This is a genomic window from Pigmentiphaga sp. NML030171 (assembly GCF_002188635.1).
GTDB classification, from domain to species: Bacteria; Pseudomonadota; Gammaproteobacteria; order Burkholderiales; family Burkholderiaceae_B; genus Pigmentiphaga; species Pigmentiphaga daeguensis.
In genome coordinates this window covers 1-14,981 of record NZ_NINX01000002.1, presented here as the reverse complement: position 1 = coordinate 14,981, position 14,981 = coordinate 1, and the positions used below count along the sequence as shown (strand labels likewise).

At 69.9% G+C, this 14,981-nt stretch carries 17 protein-coding genes, 1 tRNA gene and 1 riboswitch; of the genes, 5 read left to right on the top strand and 13 right to left on the bottom strand.

Annotated elements, in window-relative coordinates:
• From CDO46_RS00105 to CDO46_RS00050, 12 genes are all read right to left on the bottom strand, one after another.
• On the bottom strand, positions 1-412 hold a 412-nt coding region (locus CDO46_RS00105), incomplete at its 3' end, for a sulfite exporter TauE/SafE family protein (RefSeq protein ID WP_176400612.1).
• A 16-nt stretch (positions 413-428) separates the two neighbouring features.
• Positions 429-689 (bottom strand): hypothetical protein, encoded by a 261-nt coding sequence (locus tag CDO46_RS00100; RefSeq protein WP_087836546.1) that lies wholly within the window; start codon positions 687-689, stop codon positions 429-431.
• Positions 686-868, bottom strand: a complete 183-nt coding sequence (locus CDO46_RS00095; protein WP_087836545.1) for a FixH family protein — start codon at positions 866-868, stop codon at positions 686-688. Before CDO46_RS00095 ends, CDO46_RS00100 begins: the two co-directional genes overlap by 4 nt.
• A 21-nt stretch (positions 869-889) precedes the next feature.
• Positions 890-2,323 (bottom strand): cytochrome c oxidase accessory protein CcoG, encoded by a 1,434-nt coding sequence (gene ccoG, locus CDO46_RS00090; protein ID WP_087836544.1) that lies wholly within the window; start codon positions 2,321-2,323, stop codon positions 890-892.
• Positions 2,320-3,249 (bottom strand): cytochrome-c oxidase, cbb3-type subunit III, encoded by a 930-nt coding sequence (gene ccoP, locus CDO46_RS00085; protein WP_087836543.1) that lies wholly within the window; start codon positions 3,247-3,249, stop codon positions 2,320-2,322. Before ccoP ends, ccoG begins: the two co-directional genes overlap by 4 nt.
• Positions 3,246-3,422 (bottom strand): CcoQ/FixQ family Cbb3-type cytochrome c oxidase assembly chaperone, encoded by a 177-nt coding sequence (locus tag CDO46_RS00080; protein ID WP_087836548.1) that lies wholly within the window; start codon positions 3,420-3,422, stop codon positions 3,246-3,248. Before CDO46_RS00080 ends, ccoP begins: the two co-directional genes overlap by 4 nt.
• A gap of 5 nt (positions 3,423-3,427) precedes the next feature.
• Positions 3,428-4,063: a cytochrome-c oxidase, cbb3-type subunit II gene (gene ccoO, locus CDO46_RS00075; RefSeq protein ID WP_087836542.1), complete on the bottom strand. Its 636-nt coding sequence runs from the start codon at positions 4,061-4,063 to the stop codon at positions 3,428-3,430.
• 13 nt (positions 4,064-4,076) lie between these two features.
• Positions 4,077-5,546: a cytochrome-c oxidase, cbb3-type subunit I gene (ccoN, locus tag CDO46_RS00070; RefSeq protein WP_087836541.1), complete on the bottom strand. Its 1,470-nt coding sequence runs from the start codon at positions 5,544-5,546 to the stop codon at positions 4,077-4,079.
• A 71-nt stretch (positions 5,547-5,617) separates the two neighbouring features.
• A complete protein-coding gene (ccoS, locus tag CDO46_RS00065; RefSeq protein ID WP_176400611.1) occupies positions 5,618-5,812 on the bottom strand; it encodes a cbb3-type cytochrome oxidase assembly protein CcoS in 195 nt (64 codons plus the stop codon).
• Complete coding sequence (locus tag CDO46_RS00060; protein ID WP_087836539.1) at positions 5,812-8,310, bottom strand: heavy metal translocating P-type ATPase; 2,499 nt, start codon at positions 8,308-8,310, stop codon at positions 5,812-5,814. Before CDO46_RS00060 ends, ccoS begins: the two co-directional genes overlap by 1 nt.
• Positions 8,311-8,360: 50 nt before the next feature.
• Positions 8,361-8,618, bottom strand: a complete 258-nt coding sequence (locus CDO46_RS00055; protein ID WP_087836538.1) for a YkgJ family cysteine cluster protein — start codon at positions 8,616-8,618, stop codon at positions 8,361-8,363.
• 4 nt (positions 8,619-8,622) lie between these two features.
• The gene (locus tag CDO46_RS00050) at positions 8,623-9,174 is read right to left on the bottom strand and encodes a hypothetical protein (protein ID WP_087836537.1); all 552 of its coding nucleotides are present in this window, start codon (positions 9,172-9,174) and stop codon (positions 8,623-8,625) included.
• Between the two features lie 162 nt (positions 9,175-9,336).
• Between CDO46_RS00050 and CDO46_RS00045 the strand changes: the two genes are divergently transcribed.
• The 4 genes from CDO46_RS00045 (at position 9,337) to CDO46_RS00030 (ending at position 14,000) form a co-directional block, all read left to right on the top strand.
• Positions 9,337-10,164: an alpha/beta hydrolase gene (locus tag CDO46_RS00045; RefSeq protein WP_087836547.1), complete on the top strand. Its 828-nt coding sequence runs from the start codon at positions 9,337-9,339 to the stop codon at positions 10,162-10,164.
• Positions 10,165-10,437: 273 nt separating this feature from the next.
• Positions 10,438-10,851: a nucleoside diphosphate kinase regulator gene (rnk, locus tag CDO46_RS00040; protein WP_087836536.1), complete on the top strand. Its 414-nt coding sequence runs from the start codon at positions 10,438-10,440 to the stop codon at positions 10,849-10,851.
• 70 nt (positions 10,852-10,921) lie between these two features.
• Positions 10,922-11,163: riboswitch (cobalamin riboswitch) on the top strand.
• A gap of 79 nt (positions 11,164-11,242) precedes the next feature.
• Positions 11,243-13,093 carry a TonB-dependent siderophore receptor gene (locus CDO46_RS00035; protein ID WP_087836535.1) on the top strand — a complete coding sequence of 617 codons (1,851 nt, stop codon included), beginning with the start codon at positions 11,243-11,245 and terminating at the stop codon, positions 13,091-13,093.
• Between the two features lie 28 nt (positions 13,094-13,121).
• On the top strand, positions 13,122-14,000 hold the full coding sequence (locus CDO46_RS00030) for a cobalamin-binding protein (protein WP_254914526.1): 879 nt from the start codon (positions 13,122-13,124) through the stop codon (positions 13,998-14,000).
• 59 nt (positions 14,001-14,059) lie between these two features.
• On the opposite strand, the gene CDO46_RS00025 is transcribed toward CDO46_RS00030, so the two are convergent.
• Positions 14,060-14,135: transfer RNA gene (locus tag CDO46_RS00025), tRNA-Arg, on the bottom strand.
• Positions 14,136-14,387: 252 nt separating this feature from the next.
• Between CDO46_RS00025 and CDO46_RS00020 the strand changes: the two genes are divergently transcribed.
• Positions 14,388-14,981: cytochrome c5 family protein (locus tag CDO46_RS00020; protein WP_087836533.1), on the top strand; the 594-nt coding region annotated here is incomplete at its 3' end.

Below are 14,981 nucleotides of genomic sequence, written 5' to 3'. Positions count from 1 at the left end.
AGCGGCGTACCAGCGCGACCCGCCACGCCCCGGACGCCGGGCCGCCCGTCGCCGCGCGGGGCCAGGCCGCGCGCGCCACGAGGGCGACGCCGTAGACGCACAGCAGCGCCGCCCCGAAGGCCAGCGCGCCGCGCTGGAGCGGCAGCCATTCCCGGCTCCAGATGTTGCCCCCCAGTCCGCCCGCCACCGCGCCCAGCAGCGCATACGAGGCGATGCGTCCGGCATGCATGACCAGGGCCTCCAGCCCCAGCCGCCACGGCGCCGCGCGCCGCAGCACCGCCAGGCGTTCGCCGTGCCGGTGTTCGACCGCCATCACCAATCCGCCGCACATGGCGGCACAGTGCACCCCGCCCAGGAGGCCGAGCAGGAACACGCTGGCCAGCGCGGACCAGCCGGACATCCATCCGCTCACGCCACGCTCCCGCGCATCACGGCAGGTCGTCCACGTCGTTGCCGTCCGGCCCCGCGCCGCCGCCCGCCAGGTACAGCGTGATGGCGCTGGAAACCCCGGCAATCGCCCACAGGAGAAAGAAGGCCACGGTGTAGAACGCCTCGCGCGACATCTCGACCGGGCGCCCGACGACGGTCAGGCCGCGTGGATCGAGCAGGGTGAAGACGACCAGCGCGGCGCAGGCGCTGGCCAGGAAGGCCGGCCACAACACCCACATGCTGACGCGCCGCCATGTCATGGCGCACGCTCCACCACCAGCCCCCGCTTGACCACCGTACCGGTCACCGGGGGATCGTCATGCGCGACCGCCAGCACGATGGTCACGATGCAGCCCAGCATCGCCACGGCCGGCCCCGCCATCAACAGCCAGGGCCAGGGTTCCTTCCACCAGGGTCCGGCATCTTTCTGTTCCTGCATCCCGCACCTCGCTTTGTCCATTCAAGGAACGATGAAACTCGACGTCTCGCGCAGCCCGTCCGCATCGCGGCCGTCGCGCACGATGAACTCGATCCGGTGCGTGCCCGATCGCGCCCCGTCCACGGGCAGCGACACCCGCACCGGCCACAGGCGGTTCGAGGCGGGCGCCAGTTCGATGTCCGTACCGCCGTCGGCCCCCTGTACCCGCAGTTGCGGCAGGCCCTGCACCTCCAGCCGCACGCGCATGGCGCGCTCGGTCGCGTTCATGAGCTGCAATTGGTAGACGTTCTCGATCACGCCGCCCTCGACCTCGCGCGCCAGCACCGAGCGGTCGCGTATCACGTCCACGCGCAGCGGTTGCCGCCCCGCCAGCAGGCCGACGAACACCGCCGCCAGCGCCAGCCAGATCGCGCCGTACACCAGCACGCGCGGGCGCAACAGGCGGCGCCGCGCCTGCTGCGCGTCCAGCCGCAGCGCGATGGCGCGTTCGGACGCGTAGCGGATCAGGCCGCGCGGATACTGCATCTTGTCCATGACCTGGTCGCAGGCGTCGATGCAGGCGCCACAGCCTATGCACTCGTATTGCAGGCCGTCGCGGATGTCGATGCCGGTGGGGCACACCTGCACGCAGATGCTGCAGTTGACGCAATCGCCCAGGCCCGCCTCGCGCGGGTCTATCCTGCGCGACCGGCTGCCCCGGGGGTCACCCCGCACCGAGTCGTAGGTGACCACGTAGGTGTCGGGGTCCACCATCACGCTCTGGAAGCGCGCGTAGGGGCACATGTACTTGCAGACCTGCTCGCGCATGAAGCCCGCGTTGCCCCAGGTGGCGAAGCTGTAGAACACCAGCCAGAACCATTGCCAGGGGCCCAGCGCGCCCTGCCACGCCAGGCCCGCCAGCTCGCGGATCGGGCTGAAATAGCCGATGAAGGTGAAACCGGTCCAGGCCGCCACCATCAGCCACATCGCATGCTTGGCGCCCTTGCGCCCTATCTTGCGCCAGGACCAGGGCGCGGCGTCGAGCCGGATGCGCGCGAAGCGGTCGCCTTCGGTCAGTCGCTCGATCCACATGAAGATCTCGGTGTAGACCGTCTGCGGGCACGCATAGCCGCAGAACAGCCGGCCCGCCACCGCGGTGAACAGGAACAGTGCCAGCGCGCTCAGGATCAGCAGCAGCGTCAGGTAGATGATGTCCTGCGGCCACAGCACCATTCCGAACAGGTAGAACTTGCGTGCGCCCAGATCGAACAGCACGGCCTGCCTGCCGTTCCAGGTCAGCCACGGCAGGCCGTAGAACACCGCCTGCGTCAGGAACACCAGCGCCACGCGCCAGTGCGCGAAGACGCCGCTGACCGAACGCGGATAGATCTTGCGCCGGACCTCGTACAGCGCCTGCTCCGAACCTTCCTCGTCGCCGCCGGCGGCCGGGCAGGCGCGCTCGCGCGGGGAACTCATTTCGCCTCTTCGGCGGGCCGGGTCAGACCCCAGACGTAGGCGGTCAGCAAGCGGATCTGCTGCGGCGTGAACACGTCCTCGTGCGCCGGCATCTGGTTGTCGCGGCCCTTGGTGATGGTCTCGGCGATGACGGCGGCCGAGCTGCCGTACAGCCAGACCTTGTCGGTCAGGTTGGGCGCGCCCAGCAGCGGGTTGCCCTTGCCCTCGACGCCGTGGCAGGCCGCGCAGTTCGCGCGGAAATCGGCCCGGCCGCGAGCGGCCTTGATGGGATCGGCGGCCAGGCCCGACAGCGAGCGCACGTACTGGGTCACGTCGCCCACCGCGCGCGAGTCCAGTTGTTCGCCGAACGGGGGCATGATGCCGTGCCGCCCCTTTTCGATGGATACGCGGATGATGTCGGGCGAAGAACCGTACAGCCAGTCGCCGTCGGCCAGGTTGGGAAAGCCCTTGCTGCCGCGCGCATCCGACCCATGGCACTGGGCGCAGTTGTTCAGGAACAGCCGCTGGCCGATCTCCCGCCCCTGCGCGTCGCCGGCGATGGCCGGGATCTCCATGGCCTCGAAGCGCGCGTACAGCGGCTGGACCTGTTCGCGCAGCCGGTCCTGCTGTGCGGCCAGCGCGCCGGTGCTGGACCAGCCCAGCCAACCCTGGACCTTGCCCAGGCCGGGATACAGGACCAGGTAGCCCAGCGCGAACACACAGGACAGCAGGTACATCCACATCCACCAGCGCGGCAGCGGATTGTTCAGTTCGCGCAGATCGCCGTCCCAGACGTGGCCGGTGTCGTCGACCTCGCCGCCTGGGGCGGCCTTGGAGGATTTCAGGAAGGCCCGCTGCGAGAACAGCAGCCAGACGCACCAGGCGATGCCCGCCAGCGCGATCGCGCCGATGTAATAGCCCCAGAAATCGGTAGTGAAATCGCTCATTGCCCGGCATCCTTGCCTTGCGCCGCAACGGCGCTTTCGTCGGGGAGCGCGAACGGCAGCATGGCCGATTCGCGGTTGGCCTCGACGCGGGCGCGCGACCACGCCCACGCCACGATGGCCAGGAAGGTCGACAGCGCCAGCGCCGTCGCGATCGATGTCATCCAGGCGATCATGTCCATCACCGCCCCTGCTTCTTCATCGCCAGCCCCAGGCCCTGGAGGTAGGCCACCAGGGCATCCTCCTCGGTCTTGCCGGCCAGCTCGGCGGCCGCGCCCGCGATCTGTTCGTCGGAGTACGGCACGCCCAGCGTGCGCAGCGCGCGCATGCCCGCCTGGACCGGGTCGCTCGCGACCGGCGTCTGGCGCAGCCACGGATAGGCCGGCATGTTGGACTCGGGCACCACGTCGCGCGGATTGTTCAGGTGGACGCGATGCCAGTCGTCGCTGTAGCGGCCGCCCACGCGCGCCAGGTCGGGCCCGGTGCGCTTGGAGCCCCAGAGGAAGGGCCGGTCGTACACGCCTTCGCCCGCCTCGGAGTAATGGCCGTAGCGCTGCACCTCGGCCGCCAGCGTGCGGACCTGTTGCGAATGGCAGCCCACGCAGCCTTCGCGGATATAGACGTCCCGCCCCGCCAGGCGCAGGGCGGTATAGGGCTCCACGCCCTGGACGGGAGCGGTGGTGGAGTGCTGGAAGAACAGGGGCACGATCTGCACCAGTCCCGCGATGCTGATCACCGCGATGGTGGCCAGGATCAGCCAACCCACGTTCTTTTCCAGCGTCTCGTGGCTGAAGAAGGAAGCGCGCTTCGATTTCATGGCGGTGCGCTCCTCAGGCCAGTTGCGGCCGGGCCGCCACGGATACGGGTGCCGGCGCCGGCACCGGCGCGTCGAACGGCCGCCGGCCGCGCGCCGTCATGACGAAGTTCCACGCCATCAGCAGCATGCCGCCCAGGAAGCACACGCCGCCCAGCAGGCGCACGACGTAGAACGGATACGTGGCCTTGACCGATTCGACGAAGGTGTAGGTCAGGGTGCCGTCGGGTTCCACGGCGCGCCACATCAGGCCCTGCATGACGCCGGCGATCCACATCGCGGCGATATAGAGCACCACGCCCAGCGTGGCGATCCAGAAATGGAGTTCTATCATCCTGGTGCTGTACATCTGCTTCTGCCCGAACAGACGCGGGAACAGGTAATAAAGCGAGCCGATCGTGATCATCGCGACCCAGCCCAGCGCGCCGGAATGCACGTGGCCGATGGTCCAGTCGGTGTAGTGGGACAGCGAGTTGACGGTCTTGATGGACATCATCGAGCCCTCGAACGTGGACATGCCGTAGAAGGACAGCGCCACCACGAGGAACTTCAGGATGGGATCGGTGCGCAGCTTGTGCCAGGCGCCCGACAGGGTCATGATGCCGTTCAGCATGCCGCCCCAGGACGGCGCCAGCAGGATCAGCGAGAACACCATACCCAGCGACTGCGCCCAGTCGGGCAGCGCCGTGTATTGCAGGTGGTGCGGGCCGGCCCACATGTAGGTGAAGCTCAGCGCCCAGAAGTGGACGATGGACAGCCGGTACGAATAGATGGGGCGCTCGGCCTGCTTGGGCACGAAGTAGTACATCATGCCCAGAAAGCTGGTGGTCAGGAAGAAGCCCACCGCATTGTGCCCGTACCACCACTGCACCATCGCGTCCTGCACGCCGGCATAGGCCGAGTACGACTTCCACATCGTGGCCGGCCATTCCAGGTTGTTGACGATGTGCAGCAGCGCGATCGTCAGGATGTAGGCGCCGAAGAACCAGTTCGCCACGTAGATGTGGCGGGTCCTGCGTTTGACGATGGTGCCGAAGAACACGACGGCGTAGGCCACCCATACCAGCGTGATCAGGATGTCGATGGGCCACTCGAGTTCGGCGTATTCCTTGCTGCTGGTGTAGCCCATCGGCAGCGTGATCGCCGCCGCGACGATGACGGCCTGCCAGCCCCAGAAGGTGAAGGCCGCCAGCGGCGCCGAGAACAGCCGCGCCTGACAGGTACGCTGCACCACGTAGTACGAGGTGGCGAACAGCGCGCTGCCGCCGAACGCGAAGATGACCGCGTTGGTGTGCAGCGGCCGCAGCCGCCCGTAGGTCAGCCACGGCACGTCGAAGTTCAGCGCCGGCCAGATCAATTGCGCGGCAAGCAGCACGCCCACCGCCATGCCCACGATCCCCCACACGACCGTCATGACGGCGAATTGGCGGACGATCTTGTAGTTGAATGTTTCGCCTGAAAGCGCGCCGCTAGCGCTGTCGCCCATGGCTGGTTCCCCTGATTCTGAATTCCCGCGCCCATCATGCGCATGTACAGGGGAACCCGCCTTGATGCAGATCAAGCCTCGCGAGAGGAGCGCGCGGACGGCGGCATTTCATCCACACCGGACGGCCTGTCGTCGTCCATCAGGATGGCGTAGTCGGCGCCTTCCATGTCTTCGAACTGGCCGTCCTGCACCGCCCACCACAGCACGACGACCACCGCCAGCACCAGCATCAGGCTGAGCGGAACCAGGAGATAGAGCGTTTCCATCAGCGGCGCAGCCTCCATGCGTTGCCCACTACCAGCAGCGAGGACAGCGACATGCCCAGCGCCGCCATCCACGCGGTGATCCAGCCCGACGCGGCCAGCGGGATGAAAGACAGGTTGTAGGCCAGGGCCCAGCCCAGGTTCTGGCGCATCACGCGACGCGCACGGCGCGCGGTGCGCAAGGCGTGCGCCACGCCCAGAATGCCGTGGCCGTTCAGGATCACGTCGGCGCTGGCGCGGGCCAGCGGGGTGCCGGCCGCGACGGCCATGGACACCTGGGCCAGGCCGAGCTGCGGCGCATCGTTGATGCCGTCGCCCACCGCCAGCACCACCGCGCCACCGGCCTGCAGGCGGGCGACGTAGTCCTTCTTGCCCTCGGGGCTGACGCCGCCCGCGTGGCTGCCGATGCCGAACTCGGTGGCCCAGGCCGCGACCGTGCGCGCATCGTCCCCCGACACCAGATGCACGCGTTTGCCCATGGCTTGCAGCGCCCGCACCATCTCGTGGCTGCCCTCGCGCGGCGCATCCCGCAGCACGAAGCGCGCGAGCGGCCCGGCATTGCCGGCCAGCCAGACCTGCGTGGCGATGGCGCCGGGCGCCGCATCCCGGCCATCGGCCACCGGCGGCAACGGCGCCGTGTCGCGCGCACCCGCCGCGAAACATTGGCTGCCCAGGCGTATCGCAACCCCGCCGAAGCAGGCTTGCACACCCTGCCCCGGCACATGGCGGACGTCCTGGACGTCCGGCGCGGGCAGGCCCGCCTCGCGCGCCGCCGCGATCAACGCCAGGCCCGCCGGATGCGTGCTGCCTTCCTCCATGGCCGCGGCCAGGGCCAGGCACTGCCCCGCGCCCAACGCGCCGAATACCTCCACGCTCGCCACCGAGAACCGGCCCTGGGTCAGCGTCCCGGTCTTGTCCAGCACCACGTCGGTGACCTGCGCCAGCGTTTCCAGCGCATGTCCCTTCACCACCAATACGCCCTTGCGAGCCAGGGCCGCCGTGGCGGCCGCCAGCGCGGCCGGCGTCGCCAGCGACAGTGCGCACGGGCAGCTGACCACCAGCACCGCGATCATGACCGGCAGCGCGCGCGACGGATCGAGCCACCACCACGCCGCGCCGGTGGCCAGTGCCAGCGCGATCAGGGCCAGCACGAATACCACCGCGATGCGGTCGGCCAGCACGGCGATGCGCGGCTTTTCCTCCAGCGCCCGATCCAGGGCCTGGGTGATCCGCGCCAGCCGGGTCTCGCCGCCGGCCTGCTCGACCCGCATCCATACCGGACTGCCGCTGTTGTGGCTGCCGGCGACCAGGCCATCGCCCACCGCCTTGGCGATGGGCCGGCTTTCCCCGGTCAGCATGGCCTCGTCGACCTGCGTGGCGCCTTCCAGCACCCGACCGTCGGCCGGCACGGCCTCGCCCGGGCCGATGCGCAGCACGTCGCCGGGGCGCACCTGTTGCAGGGCGATGATGTCGGCCTCGCGGCTGGCCGGATAGTTCCGCAGCCGCACGCAGGTGGCGGGCAATTGCGCGGCCAGCGCGCGGCCGCCGTCCTGCGCCTCGTGGCGCACCACCAGTTCCAGATAGCGCGCCGCCAGCAGCAGGGCCACGAACATTGTGACCGAATCGAAATAGACCTCGCCCCGGTTGGCCACCGTGGCGGCCACGCTGGCGCCGAAGGCGGCCAGGATGCCGATCACCACCGGCAGGTCCATGCCCGGCCGGCCGTGGCGCAACCCGCGCCAGGCGCCCCGCATCAGCGGCCAGGCGCTGTACGCCACCACCGGCAGGGTCAACGCCAGGCTGGCCCAGCGCAGCAACTGCCACTGGTCGGGGGCGATCGAGGCCTCGTGCCGGTACAGCGGCCACGCATACATCATGACCTGCATCATGCACAGCAGCGCCACCGCCATGCGCAGCAGCAGGCCGCGCTTCTCGCGGCGCAGGCCGTGGTTCGTGGCCCCCGGCTGGAAGGGCACCGCGCGATAGCCGATGGCGGCGAACGCATCCAGCACGCGGCCCAGCCCGGCCTGCGCCGTCTTCCAGCGTACCCGCGCCCGTCCGGTGGCATGGTTGACGTGCGCCGCCACGACGCCGGGCTGGCGCTCCAGGTGCTGCTCGCACAGCCAGACGCAGGCGGCGCAGCGCAGGCCGTCTATTGTCAGCCAGGCCTCGGCCGTGCCGGCGTCCACGGCGCGCACGTACAGCGATTCGATGTCGGCCCGCCCGAACGCCGCGCGCAGGCCGGCCTGCCCCTCGGCATCGTCCAGCGGCCGGCCCAGGCCGCTGCGGAAACGGTAGAAGCTCTCCAGGCCCGCGCCGTGGATGGTCTGCGCGGCCGCCAGGCAGCCGGCGCAGCAGAACCAGCGCGGGGCGCCGGCAAGGGACGCGCGCAAGCCGCCGCCCGCGGGCTGGCCGCAGTGATAGCAGTCCGCGGCGGGGGCGCCGGCGTCCGGCGCGCCCGGGGTGGCGCAAGGCAGCGAAGTCGTGTTCACGCCGCGCATTCTGGCCGCAAGACCGGCCGCGCGCGTTGATCCAGGTCAAGCGGAAGGGTTCAGGCGGGCCGGGTCAGGTCTTCCAGGCGGCCCAGCCAGCGCATGGCATGCTCCCGGCCGTCCCCGCACATGTCGGGCGCGGGCATGAGCGAGGCACAGACGGCGGGGCGCCCGGGCCGGCCGAACAGTCTGCAGCGCTCGTGTTCGTCCAGCTGGACGCAGCGCACGCCGGCCGGCTTGCCGCCGGGCATGCCCGGGATCGGCGTGGTGATGGACGGCGCCGTGCAACAGGCGCCGCAGCCGGGGCGGCACTCCATGCCGTCAATCCGCCCGTACCGACTGCACGAAGGTCTGGGCCGAATCGCGGTCCAGTTCGTCCTCCCGGCCCAGGGCCACGACCTCGATCAACTGGTTGCCCAGCAGGTAGACCCGCCCCAGCAGCCAGGACGGCGTGTTCGCCACCATGCCGTGCACCTCCAGCTCCACCGCCCGGCCGAGCTTGCGCGTGTCGGCCGGCGCCTGCCGCAGCGTGATGTCCTTGCGGTAGGTCAGCGTGCCGCGCAGATTGGCCAGCAACACCTGTTCGAAGGCGTCCGCGACCTTGGCCAGTTCAGCCGGATCGGCCAGGATGGCCTCCGGCAGCGTCACCCGGCCGACGGCGAAGATGGAGGTGTCCACCGGCGCGATGTCGAAGGCCAGCGGCAGCGTATGGCCGGCGATGTCGACGTCGCGCTGGTCCGGCTTGGGACGGGCGGGGAAGGTGACGCGTATCGCGCCGTCGGCCGCCGGCATCTCGCGCCAGTTGTACTTGGGCGAGCAGGCGGCCAGCAGGGCCAGGAGCAGGACGAGGCAGGCGCGGATGGGTGAAGACATGGGCATTCCAGCGGCAGTGTGCGGCATCGTCGCCCGCCAGTCCGCGACAAAACGGTACAAGCTGTTACACGAGCCAGCCGGCCCGCTGGAAGTGGCTGAGCGACAATCCGCCTTTGAATCCATACACGATCGATACGGGACAACGAATTGTCGCTGATTTCCATGACGACCGCTCCGGACGGCACGCAGCTCGCGGCGTACCGCTGGGACGTGCCGCCCCGCCCGGAAGGCTACCGGCCGGCCTACCTGCTGCACGGCCTGGGAGAGCACGCCGGTCGCTACGAAGGGCTGGTGCGCTGGTTCGCCGCCCGCGGCTGGTCGCTGGCGGCGCACGATCACCGGGGCCACGGTCGTTCCAGCGGCAAGCGGGGCGCCCTGCGCACCAGCGACGACCTGGTGGTGGATGCCGAGCACCGGCTGTCCGAATACGCACGCGAGACGGGTGCGCCGCCGCTGCTGATCGGCCATAGCCTGGGCGGCCTGGTGGCCGCGCGCGTGGCGCTGCGCGGCAACGTGCCGCTGGCGGGCCTGGTGCTGTCATCGCCCGCCTTCAGCGTGGAATTGTCCGCCCGCCAGCGCTGGCTGCTGGACATGCTGGGCGGCATCGCCCCCGATCTGCGGGTAGGCAGCGGCCTGAAGATCTCCCGGCTCTCGCACGAACAATCCGTCATCGACGCCTATGCCAACGACCCGCTGGTGCACGACCGGATCAGCGCGCGGCTGATGCGCTTCATCGCCGATGCCGGCGCGCAGTCGATCGCCGAAGCTTCCACCCTGAAGCCGCGCACGCTGTTGATGGTGGCCGGGGACGACGCCATCGTCTCGCCCTCGGGCAGCCGGCGTTTCGCCGACTCGGGCGCGCCCGGCAAGCTGGCGCTGCGCTGGTACCACCAGGCCTATCACGAGATCCTGAACGAGACGCCGGCCCTGGCCGCCCCGGTCTACGCCGACATGGAGACCTGGCTGGCCACCCTGACCGCCCCGGTTTGAACCGGTCGCCCAGAATGGGCTATCCTAGTCCCATGGAAACCATACGGCGTGCCCTCTTGGCACCCGCCTCCTCGCTCCGATCCCGGTCGACGCGCGCCGTTGCGCGTCGCGCGTCGTCGCGCCCGTCCATCCTGTTTCCGCTCATCCCGGCCTTCCACTCCTGAGCCCGGCGATCCCCCTCCCCTCTACCGCTTTCTCGCAATCGATCGCCGGGCTTCCCGAACAAACGTCTTGAACGCCGTTTTCCCGGCACCGTTTCTTCAGGAGACAGGCATGCAAACCAGCAGCCCCCCTTACATTACCGTCAGCGAACTCGACTACGTTCGCCTTACCAGCCTTCTCGGCGACCGCGAGCCCGCGGCCGGCACGGCGCAGGCAGTCCTGGCCGAGGCCCTGGACCAGGCGGATCAGGCCGAGCCGCGCGAGATCCCCGCCGACATCGTCACCATGCATACCCGCGTGGAAGTCGAGGACGAAAGCGGCGTGCGGCTGATCACCCTGTGCTATCCCAAGGAAGCCGATGCCGCCAAGGGCATGGTGTCGGTGTTCTCGCCCATGGGCGCGGCCCTGCTGGGCGCGCGGGTGCCCGGGAAGATCGGCTGGACCCCTCCCGACGGCGAACCGCGCCAGATGCGCGTCGTTCGCATCGACTACCAGCCCGAAGCCAACGGCGACTACACCGCCTGATCCCCTCCTGCCACGCGGCGGCCGGACAACATCCCCGCCCCGTTTCCCGACTTCCGCCACCAGGCCGTGCTAGAGTAGCCGCCGAGTCGGTGCTTCACAGTTAAACGGGAAACAGGAGGGCCCCTTCGGGACCTAACCTGTGCTGCCCCCGCAACGGTAAGCATCCCGTCCCGCGTGGCCACGCCGCGCGCGACACGCCGCATCGAACCCACTGTGCCACGTCCCGCCGCATCCTCCGGCGCCGGCGCGCATGGGAAGGGGATGCGGCCACGGATGCCAGCCCGGATACCGGCCGGCTCGAAGGTCCCCAGGACCGAAAGGGGGAAGCGCAACGCTTCCCGATTCGCAAGCCGACGTGCGGGGATGCGCGTCACCGAAACCGCAGGTATCCATGTCATCCAGTTCCACCTCCTGGCGCCTGGCCGGCGCCACCGGCGCGCTGCTTTGCGCCGCCAACGTGCAGGCCCAGGCTCCTGCCGCCACCACCCTAGATCCGGTCACCGTCACGGCCTCGCGCGTCGAGCAGCCCCTGTCGCGCGCGCTGGGCGATGTCACCGTCATCGACGCCGAGACCATCCAGCGCGCCGGGCAGACCAGCCTGGCCGAGCTGCTGCAGCGCGAACACGCCATCGACATCGGCACCAACGGCGGCCCGCAGACCACGACCAGCGTCTTCATCCGCGGCGCCAACAGCCGCCATACCCTGGTACTGATCGATGGCCTGCGCGTGGGATCGGCCACCTCCGGCACCATGAGCCTGAACGGCATCGACCCGGCCAGCGTCGAACGCATCGAGATCCTGCGCGGCGCGGCCAGCAGCATCTATGGCGCGGACGCCATCGGCGGCGTCATCAACATCATCACCAAGCGCCAGGCCGACCGGCCGCTGGCCATCAGCGGATCGGTGGGCGCGGGCAGCCACGACACCTACAAGGCCCAGGTCAACCTGGACGGCGCGCAGGGCATGTGGACCTACGGCCTGCAGTACGGCAAATCCAAAAGCCGCGGCTTCAACGCCACCCTGCCCGGCAGCTTCGCCTACTACGGCGACCGCGACGGCTACGAGCAGGAAAACGCCGCCGCCCGCCTGGGCCTGGCCTGGGCCGCCGGCCACCGCGTCGAGGCCAGCGTCTACAACTCCCGCGTCAACGGCCAGTACGACAACAACGGCATCGCCTACGACTCGCGCGCCGTCACGCGCGTGCAGGCCTACTCGCTGTCCAGCGTGGACCGCATCACCGACGCCTGGACCAGCACGCTGCGCTTCGGGCGCACCGTGGACGACTACCGCGACTACGCCAGCGCCACGGCCCCGCGGGCGCAGGCGCGCACGCGCCAGGACCTGTTCACCTGGCAGAACGACCTGGCGCTGGCCGCCGGGCAGAACCTGTCGCTGATCGCCGAGCACCTGCGCGAAGACGTGCTGAGCACCTCGCTGACCGGCAGCTTCCCGACCCGGCGCCGGACCAACTCGGTGGCCGCGATCTACCGCGGCGACTTCGATCGGCACCACGTCCAGCTGAACCTGCGCCACGACAATAACTCCCAGTACGGCGGCAACACCTCTGGCGCGGTGTCATACGCCTACGACTTCGCGCCCGGATGGCAGGCCACGGCCGGCGCCGGCACCGGCTTCCGCTCCCCCACCTACAGCGACCTGTACGGCTTCGGCGGCAACCCCGACCTGAAGGCCGAGAAGTCGCGCAACGTGGAAGCGGGCCTGCGCTATCGCCAGGGCGGCACCACGGCCTCGATCACGGCCTTCCGCAACCGCGTCTCGAACCTGATCGTCTGGGTCGACGACGGCACCGGCAACTGGACCGGCAGCAACGCCAACGTCGACAAGGCCATCCTGAAGGGCGTGAACGTCAGCGTCGCCCAGCAGCTGGGCGCGACCACGCTGCGCGCCAGCGCCGACTGGCAGGACCCGCGCGATGCCCGGACCGGCGAACAACTGGCCCGGCGCGCCCGCGGCAGCCTGAAGCTGGCGGCCGACCACCGCCTGGGCCCCTGGCTGCTGGGCGCCGAGTGGCTGGCGACCACCCCGCGCGTGGACTACGCTGGCGCAGTGGGACGCCTGGGCGGCTACAGCCTGATGAACCTGATGGCGTCCTACGACATCAATCGCAACACGCAGGTGCAGGTACGCTGGAACAATGCGTTCAACAAGCACTATGAGCTGGCGGGCGGCTATGCGACCCCGGGTTCGACGGTCTTCGTCAACCTCAGCTATCGCCCCTGAGCGACGCCGCCCATGGGCGGCCGTGGCCGTGGCGCTGGTCCTGGCCCCGGCGGCCGCGTTGGCCCAGGCCATCCACGCGCGCGACGACGCGGGCCGCGACATCACCCTGCCCGCGCTCGCGCGGCGGGTGGTGTCGCTGGCGCCCCATGCCACCGAGCTGCTGTACGCGGCCGGCGCGGGCTCGGCCATCGTGGGCGTGGACCGCTACAGCAACTACCCGCCCGAGGCCGTGAAGCTGCCCCGCGTGGGCGACGGACTGCACCCGAACGCCGAGCGCATCGTGGCGCTGGCGCCCGACCTGGTCGTGCTGTGGGCCTACGGCGACGGGCCGGCGCACGCCGGGCTGCCCGAATCCCTGCTGGCGCGGCTGGGCATCCGGCTTTACTACAGCAATCCCCGCAAGCTGGCAGACATTCCCGACGCGATCGAACGATTGGGCGAACTGACGGGCACCCTGACCACGGCCCGGGCCCATGCGGCGGACCTGCGGCGGCGCCTGGCCGCCCTGGCCGCGCGCCATGCGGGCCAACGGCCCGTGCGCGTGTTCTATCAGGTGGGTTCCCAGCCCATGTACACCGTGAACGATCGCGGCATCATCGGCGATGCCCTGCGAACCTGCGGCGCCGTCAACGTCTTCGGCGGCCTGCCCGCCGCCGCGCCCATGGTGGGCACGGAAGGGGTCCTGAAGGAGAATCCGCAGGCCATCATCGTGGGCCAGGCCGGCCCGGGCGCCGATGCCGCGCTGGCGGCCTGGAAGGCCTTCGGGCCGGCGCTGGCCGCGGCGCCGGACAACCTGTGGGCCATCGACCCCGATGCCATGCACCGGCCCACGCCGCGCATGATCGACGCCACGGAGCGCCTGTGCGGGATGATCGATGCCGCACGGCGGCGGGCGGCCGGACGGTAAGCAGTACGGGGAGGAATGACGTGGCAGCGGCTGGCGGCTGCACGGGGGAAGGCAGGAAATGGCGCGCCCGGCTGGGATCGAACCAGCAACCCCTGCCTTCGGAGAGCAGTACTCTATCCATTGAGCTACGGGCGCGTAGCCGCCAATTGTACCCTGCCTGGAAGATTTCGTCTTTTGCCCCGCGCGCGGCCCCCAAAAACACCGATTGAGCCGAGCGGCGGGCCTGCCGCTATAATCAGGCGTTTATGTGCGGGAAAGCAGCCGGCCGGGAGGAGAAAGGCGGCAGCCCATCCGGCGCAATACAAGTATCAAAGCAAGCAGTCAGCAAAATCCCATAAACCGTCACGTGTCGGGCGTGCCCGGCCCATAGACTTGCAGGACTTGGCAATGAGCAACGCGCAGCATAATCACGAAGAAGCCCATGAATCGCCGATCAGGACGCCCCGCCAGCTGATCACGGTGGTCATACTGGCTTTCCTCGTCCCCATCATCACCATCCTGCTGCTCGTGAACTTCGTCGCCAGCGGCAACAAGTCCAACGCGGGCTCCGACGCGCAGACGCCCGAGGCCATCGAGGCCCGCATCAAGCCGGTGGCCGGCTTCGAACTGCGCGACGCCAACGCCCCGCGCGTGTTCCAGACCGGCGAAGCAGTCTACAAGGCGGTCTGCGCCACCTGTCACGCCGCCGGCGTGGCCGGCGCGCCCAAGTTCGGCGACAGCGGCTCGTGGGCCAAGTACGTCTCGACCGGCTTCGACGCCATGCTGCAGGTCGCCCTGCACGGCAAGGGCGCCATGCCGGCCAAGGGCGGCAACCCCGACCTGGACGACTTCGAAGTCGCGCGCGCTGTGGTCTACATGGCCAACAACAGCGGCGCCAGCTTCAAGGAACCGGCCGAACCCGCGCCCGCCGCCCCGGCGGCCACCGCGGAAGCTCCGGCTACCGCACCCGCCGCGCCTGCTGCCCCTGGCGCGCCGGCGCCG

Coding starts and splice junctions, on each gene's coding strand:
- CDO46_RS00100 (WP_087836546.1), bottom strand. CDS start 689: ATGACATGGCGGCGCGTCAGCATGTGGGTGTTGTGGCCGGCCTTCCTG.
- CDO46_RS00095 (WP_087836545.1), bottom strand. CDS start 868: ATGCAGGAACAGAAAGATGCCGGACCCTGGTGGAAGGAACCCTGGCCC.
- ccoG (WP_087836544.1), bottom strand. CDS start 2,323: ATGAGTTCCCCGCGCGAGCGCGCCTGCCCGGCCGCCGGCGGCGACGAG.
- ccoP (WP_087836543.1), bottom strand. CDS start 3,249: ATGAGCGATTTCACTACCGATTTCTGGGGCTATTACATCGGCGCGATC.
- CDO46_RS00080 (WP_087836548.1), bottom strand. CDS start 3,422: ATGATCGCCTGGATGACATCGATCGCGACGGCGCTGGCGCTGTCGACC.
- ccoO (WP_087836542.1), bottom strand. CDS start 4,063: ATGAAATCGAAGCGCGCTTCCTTCTTCAGCCACGAGACGCTGGAAAAG.
- ccoN (WP_087836541.1), bottom strand. CDS start 5,546: ATGGGCGACAGCGCTAGCGGCGCGCTTTCAGGCGAAACATTCAACTAC.
- ccoS (WP_176400611.1), bottom strand. CDS start 5,812: ATGGAAACGCTCTATCTCCTGGTTCCGCTCAGCCTGATGCTGGTGCTG.
- CDO46_RS00060 (WP_087836539.1), bottom strand. CDS start 8,310: ATGCGCGGCGTGAACACGACTTCGCTGCCTTGCGCCACCCCGGGCGCG.
- CDO46_RS00055 (WP_087836538.1), bottom strand. CDS start 8,618: ATGGAGTGCCGCCCCGGCTGCGGCGCCTGTTGCACGGCGCCGTCCATC.
- CDO46_RS00050 (WP_087836537.1), bottom strand. CDS start 9,174: ATGTCTTCACCCATCCGCGCCTGCCTCGTCCTGCTCCTGGCCCTGCTG.
- CDO46_RS00045 (WP_087836547.1), top strand. CDS start 9,337: ATGACGACCGCTCCGGACGGCACGCAGCTCGCGGCGTACCGCTGGGAC.
- rnk (WP_087836536.1), top strand. CDS start 10,438: ATGCAAACCAGCAGCCCCCCTTACATTACCGTCAGCGAACTCGACTAC.
- CDO46_RS00035 (WP_087836535.1), top strand. CDS start 11,243: ATGTCATCCAGTTCCACCTCCTGGCGCCTGGCCGGCGCCACCGGCGCG.